The organism is Oculatella sp. FACHB-28 (genome assembly GCF_014696015.1).
Taxonomy (GTDB): domain Bacteria; phylum Cyanobacteriota; class Cyanobacteriia; order Elainellales; family Elainellaceae; genus JAAUTN01.
This window is the reverse complement of record NZ_JACJPJ010000040.1, coordinates 1-6,064: the sequence shown is the minus strand read 5'-3', so window position 1 is coordinate 6,064 and position 6,064 is coordinate 1. Positions and strand designations below refer to the sequence as shown.

8 protein-coding genes and 1 pseudogene are annotated in these 6,064 nt (G+C 47.1%); 7 read left to right on the top strand and 2 right to left on the bottom strand.

What is annotated here, in order from left to right; genetic code table 11:
* Positions 1-200 precede the first annotated feature (200 nt).
* A complete protein-coding gene (locus H6F88_RS04885; RefSeq protein ID WP_347277665.1) occupies positions 201-557 on the bottom strand; it encodes a thermonuclease family protein in 357 nt (118 codons plus the stop codon).
* Positions 558-750: 193 nt separating this feature from the next.
* A complete protein-coding gene (locus H6F88_RS04880) occupies positions 751-933 on the bottom strand; it encodes a hypothetical protein (protein WP_190641629.1) in 183 nt (60 codons plus the stop codon).
* A 228-nt stretch (positions 934-1,161) separates the two neighbouring features.
* Here H6F88_RS04880 and H6F88_RS04875 point away from each other — a divergent pair, with 228 nt between their 5' ends.
* The 7 genes and pseudogenes from H6F88_RS04875 (at position 1,162) to H6F88_RS04845 (ending at position 5,917) form a co-directional block, all read left to right on the top strand.
* Positions 1,162-2,088, top strand: a complete 927-nt coding sequence (locus tag H6F88_RS04875) for an AraC family transcriptional regulator (protein WP_190641628.1) — start codon at positions 1,162-1,164, stop codon at positions 2,086-2,088.
* A gap of 92 nt (positions 2,089-2,180) precedes the next feature.
* Positions 2,181-2,357 (top strand): hypothetical protein, encoded by a 177-nt coding sequence (locus H6F88_RS04870; RefSeq protein ID WP_190641627.1) that lies wholly within the window; start codon positions 2,181-2,183, stop codon positions 2,355-2,357.
* Between the two features lie 26 nt (positions 2,358-2,383).
* A complete protein-coding gene (locus H6F88_RS04865) occupies positions 2,384-2,995 on the top strand; it encodes an FMN-dependent NADH-azoreductase (RefSeq protein ID WP_190641626.1) in 612 nt (203 codons plus the stop codon).
* Between the two features lie 20 nt (positions 2,996-3,015).
* Entirely contained in the window at positions 3,016-4,620 is a 1,605-nt protein-coding gene (locus H6F88_RS04860) for an FAD-dependent oxidoreductase (RefSeq protein WP_190641625.1), read from the top strand.
* A gap of 124 nt (positions 4,621-4,744) precedes the next feature.
* Positions 4,745-5,056: a hypothetical protein gene (locus H6F88_RS04855; RefSeq protein ID WP_190641624.1), complete on the top strand. Its 312-nt coding sequence runs from the start codon at positions 4,745-4,747 to the stop codon at positions 5,054-5,056.
* Positions 5,034-5,198 (top strand): annotated as a pseudogene (locus tag H6F88_RS04850) (IS6 family transposase); the annotation flags it as partial. The gene H6F88_RS04855 and the pseudogene H6F88_RS04850, both read left to right, overlap by 23 nt.
* Before the next feature lie 62 nt (positions 5,199-5,260).
* Complete coding sequence (locus H6F88_RS04845) at positions 5,261-5,917, top strand: IS6 family transposase (protein ID WP_190641623.1); 657 nt, start codon at positions 5,261-5,263, stop codon at positions 5,915-5,917.
* The last annotated feature ends 147 nt before the right edge of the window (positions 5,918-6,064 follow it).

Here is a 6,064-nt window from a genome sequence, read left to right as displayed (position 1 = left end):
TGCTACTCCAAGTCAATTGAGATGTTGAAATGCTCCCTTCGTTTGCTGCTTCACTACTTGAAGTTTCGGTCAATCCCTTGGCTAGCTTAAATCATTACAGTTTCAGCAACGCCACAATTCCTATAAAAAGCGATCGCCAGTATGAGGAGCGATCGCCCAAGGTGTCCTATGAAAACGTAAACGCTTTGTTTACCCTGTCATTATTCCCGCTGTGCTCGACGATACTCCCAAGGGCGCTGATGACTGCCCGACCACACCCCAACCTGATTCTCCTGGGCGATCGCCTCAGCCATTCGCATCGATTCACCATTAGGGCAACCCTCCACATACTCGGGGTAAACGTAAGCTAGTCCAGCCATCAGTAGCTCTTGCTGAACAAACGTTTCTTCCTCACCGCCTCCAGAGACGAATACCTCAGCAACCTGGCGACCATGGCGATCGCGCTCTACAGGGACAATTCCGACCTCTTCCCCCTCAACCAAGCCTCTCACCAGGGCTTCAGCCTCCGTCCCAAGCGGCTGCTCCGACTCCGGCGCATCAATCCCACAGAGCCGAATGGTTTCAGCCGTCTGACCCTGCTGGACTATTGTACGTTTTCACAACAGATGGCGCGGCCTTCAAATTTGTGGCGCAGCACCGTAAAACGTATAACCTTTGCAGAACAAGGGCTTTATTATTTTTGTTCTATCAGCACTCATCAGATCTCATCATCAAATTCATGGCGCAAAACTTTTACACAACCACTCAGATTCATGAGGTATGTTCGTTGCAGCAATGAATGCCCATGGAGAAAATAGGCGGATAGGTGATGCCAAGCTGTTTCCCCCTGGAGAATCGTAGCACGCTACCGTGAGCCATACGAAAGGCAAATAGGAGATACACGCCACGAATTTGAAAGCCGCGCCATCTGTTGTGAAAACGTACACCAATCATTGCAGTCAACCATTAACGACTTTATTCATTGTCTGAAGTAATCTATCGCAACTTTTTTGGCAGAATTAATATGCAGACGAATTAATTCATCTGTGAAAGTGAGCAACCTGGCAACCCGATTGGGATGCTGCGAGAGATAAGATGCCTAATGCACTTGCACGGTGTGAACTGATAAATCATAATCAAAATGACTACAGTATTCTAGTAGCTTTTAGACAAGCTGGTTGTGTGAAACAAGCTCTTCCTGAAGCCAGAAACCAATCTGTATGTAGTGCCCTGGCGATCGACTTCACCAGAGACAGTGAGGTTTTGCAGGTTTTTCCCTCTGGTTCACTCCTCTCAAGCCAACCGGGACAATGGAATGGGATTCATTTCAGCTACTATCAGCACTCTCCCCATGAGATTCCTGAAACTATATCTAATCAGCACTTGATTCTGGTTCACCTGGAGATTCCGACGAAGGCTGAACAAAGGTTAGATACAAAATTTCAAGAAGACCAGTTTCAGGTTGGCGACATTCTGATTGTTCCAGCCCATACGCCCCATTATGCTCGTTGGGATACAGAGCATCGCTACCTGATTCTTAGTCTTGATCCAACCGCATTTCTCAGCGCGGTGCGGTCAACGGAAAGCTGGAATAGGGCTGAATTACTGCCTCATTTTGCTACCTCTGATCCATTAGTTCATGGAATAGGATTGGCTCTGAAAGCTGAGCTTGAGTCACATGGTTTAGGTGGGCGATTGTATATAGATTCTCTCAGCACCACGCTATTTATCCATCTGCTTCGCCACTACACGACCCAAAAACCTATGCTACCAGCCCAAGAAGGTGGCTTGCCGACCTACCGATTAAGGCAGGTGATCGAATACATCGATGCTTATCTTGATCGCGACTTGACTTTAGCTGAACTCGCAGTTGTCGCCCAGATGAGTCCGAATTACTTTACCCAGCTTTTTAAGCAATCAACTGGGTTTACCCCCCATCAATTTGTGATTCAGCGCCGAGTCGAGTGGGCAAAGCGATTGTTGAGCGAGGGGAAGCTGGCGATTGCAGATATTGCGCTTCAGGTTGGATTTGCTCACCAAAGCCATCTCAATCGTCACTTCAAACGTTGGGTTGGAGTCACGCCGAAGATCTTTCTCAACAACCAGTGAGAATGTGCTAAAAATCGGAGAATCTGGCAAGAAATCAACGGCGCATCCTTTCCATACTGAGGGTATTCACTGAATTGTGGCTTTGGAGCAAGATGAAGAACGCTTGGTTTGGCAATGGATTGTTTTTAGTCGGCAGCCTAATTTTCACGTTTGATGTCAGCCTGGAAGTCGTTGAAACTTGTTCCGTTCGATCAATTATTCGTTTGTGTGCCTGTTTATCTTTTACAGTAGGCTGCTTTCTCCTGATGCCAAAGCCACAGCAGGAATAGCTAGCGCATAAGGAAACCCTTGAATCATGTCTCATATTCTGCATCTTGACTCCAGTCCTAGAGGGAGCCGCTCCACTTCGCGTGCGTTGACAAAGGAATTTGTTACTAGTTGGCTTCAGCGTCACCCAGGCGATCGCGTCACCTATCGCGATGTTGGTCAATACCCAGTTTCACCTATTGATGAAGCCTGGATTGCTGCATCGTTTAGTAAGTCTGAAGATTTAGCTCCTAATCTGATCGATGCTTTGAGAATCTCTGATGAGTTAATTGATGAACTGTGGGTTGCTGATCGCTATGTCTTTGGCGTGCCCATGTATAACTTTAGTGTTCCGGCTAATTTCAAAGCCTATATCGACCAAATTGTGCGCGTAAATCGCACATTCACTCAAGATTGGCGAGGGTTAGTGACAAACAAAAAAATTTTAATTATCACGACACGAGGTGGAAGTTACTCCAATGACGCATCCTCAAAACAGCTTGACTTTCAGGAACCTTATCTGCGAACTGTTTTTGGGTTCATTGGAGTTACAGATATCACCTTTATCCATGCTGAAAATTTAACGATGGGAGATGAAGCCAGAGCGCGATCGTTAACTACTGCACAAACAGCTATTCAATCTCTCACTGCAACCTGGTGAGCAATTATGAAGAACTAAAAATGAATAGAAACGATAAACCTTCTTCAACTCCTTTACCTCAGATCAGTCGTCGCTGGCTCTTACGGAGTCTTGCACTTGCCAGTGGTGCAGCTTTCACATCCCGATTTCCTCATATTGGGAGATCTGCGAGTGCAAGAACTCGTCAGACCGCAACTAAGTCGGCTAACTTGCTCAATGAATTAGAAGCAGTTCCTAATCCTCGCCAGCCTCTGAAAGTGATCATTTTAGGAGCGGGAATGGCGGGACTTTGTGCGGCTTACGAATTGGAAAAACGAGGACACACTTGCGTCATCCTGGAAGCAGAACGCAACCATATTGGAGGGCGAGTTCGCACCTTGCGCTTTGAGGATGGTTTGTATGGTGATGTCGGTGCATCCCGAATTCCTAAGCGTCATAATCTGACTCATCACTACATCCGTGAATGTGGGTTGCAACTTCGCTCATACATGATCAGCAATCCAGAAGGATACTACTATCTGCGCGAGCAGCGCATACGAGTTAGGGATGCAGCAAATTTGAGTCGTATCTACAATCTCGGTAGCTCGGAACGCGGGTTAACGCCAAATGATATTTTAGGAACTGTGGTTGGAAGTCGTCTTGCTCAGTTAACTGAGTCGGAAAAAGCCGAGATCTTTGCAGAGCGGATTCATAGTGCAGCCGTCCGCGAGATGGATGAGCAGTCCATGCTTCAGTGGTCTAAAGCGTCTGGGTTCTCAAATGATGCGATTGAAATGATGGCAGCAGCTAACGGTTTTCTCGGTGATGTGATGTACTTTTCCGCCCTTAGCTTTATCCGCGTGGGTGAAAACTATGACGAGATGGAGGAAATTGTTGGCGGTAGCGATCGCCTCCCTGCGGCTCTAGCAGATAAGCTCAAATCGAAACCGAGAATGGGCTGTGAAGTGATCCAACTGGAGCGAGATGATGAGACGCAGAAGGCGGCAGCCGTTTATTTAGAAGAGAATACAATTCAGAGGGAAGAAGGGGATTTTGTTCTTTGTACAATTCCTTTCCCGGTTCTATCTCGGCTGGATACGCCTTTTTCTGCCGCGAAACAGCGAGCTATTCGCGAGTTGTCTTATGACTCTGCCACCAAAGTACTAGCTGTTGTAAATAGCCGTTTCTGGGAAACAGATGACGGGATCTATGGAGGTAGCACAGCGAGTGATTTACCTATTTCTACGCTCTACTATCCCTCAGATAATGCACAGACAAAAGACCCTGCAATTTCTGCCAATCCATCTGTGCTGCTGGCTGCTTACACGATGGGCAGTCAAGCCCGTCGGCTAGCCAACCTACCCCCACAGGAACGCCATCGAATCGTTCAACAGAATCTTGCGAAGATTCACCCCCAGATTAACCAAAATGGCATGATTCGACAGATGGAGAGTTGGAGTTGGGACGATCACCCTTGGAGCTTGGGATCTTGGGCAATGATGAAGCCTTATCAGCAAACGAGCTTATATGCAGATGTGATTACTCCCGAAGGTCACATCTATTTTGCAGGAGAACATGCCTCAACGAATCAAGCTTGGATGCAGAGTGCGCTGGAATCCTCTCTAAAGGCAGTTAAGGAAATACTGGTAGCTGCTCAGTTGTCCTAACAGATACTCCATTGCCACTTTTTTTCCCACTAAGGCTTGTGGCAACACCTCCTTGCAATGTTCATATCACTATTTGCAATTGCGTTGCTATCTGATGATCATTTGTTTTAGCTAGGAGCTTTTGATGGTGCATAGCTCAGAATCATTGCTTCCTGCTGTGAAAGTAGATAGGCAGGGAAAACGCTGTTTGGACTATCGGGCTATTTTGGCATTGTCACTGCCTTTATTCCTTAATAGCAGTGTCCAGGCAATCCTCAATCTCACCGATTCCTGGTTTATTGGGCGACTCTCAACCGATGCGATCGCTGCGATGGGAGCTTTATATTTCCTCATCCTGGTTCTATTTACGGCTGTGTCGCAAAGACCAGCGAATGGTAAGGTAAGCAGGACTAAACTCTCCTTCCTGCCCTGTGATGTCTACAGCTTCCTTGTTTAAGTGGCGGCACTTTTTGCCCCAGATCATCCGACTCAACGTCCGCTGGTATTGCCGTTACGCCTTGAGCTACCGAGATTTAGAGGAGATGATGCAGGAGCGGGGGGTGGAGGTAGACCACTCGACAATTCATCGGTGGGTTCTCAAGTAGGTTCTGTTGCAAAAACTGATAGAATTTGAGCCTGTTGAGAGCAAAATTGACGTCCCGTGGTTGATCCTAAATCTCCGTTCAAATGGCGACATTTCCAGCCCGATATCATCCTGCTGAATGTGCGCTGGTATTGTCGCTATTCCTTAAGCTACCGGGATTTAGAGGAAATGATGGTGGAGCGCGGCGTGAAAGTAGATCACACGACAATTCATCGGTGGGTGCGGAATTACGCGCCCGAACTCGACAAACGCATTCGTTCCTTTCTCAATCCCACAAACGATTCCTGGCGGGTGGATGAGACGTACATCGAAGTGAAAGGCGAGTGGAAATACTTGTACCGAGCAGTGGATTCAGAGGGCAATACCTTGGATTTTATGCTGAGTGCGAAGCGAGACGGAAAAGCGGCGGCACGGTTTTTCCGTAAAGTGTTAGGAGCGAAGCACACTCAAACTCCACGAGTAATCACGGTCGATAAAAATGCGGCTTATCCGGTTGCCGTCGATGAATTGAAGCAGGACAAAACGTTAAAAGCTGAAACCGAATTGCGGCAGAGCAAGTATCTGAATAACATCATCGAACAAGACCATCGTAATGTAAAGCGGATTGTGAAGCCGACGATGGGGTTTCGATCGTTCAATACAGCAAGGAGAACATTGCGAGGAATTGAGGCAATGGCGATGATTCGCAAAGGGCAAGTGAAGGGAATCAACTAAGGGGACAGTGTGTCTCAAGCAGAATTCATCAACAGGGTATGTCAATGGATTTGTGTCAAAGATCTAAATTTAGAGAGGAAAGCGATCTTCATAAGCGATTGCAAACTGATTTAGAGCAGGTCTCCAATCTCGAATTGGCATCGTCCA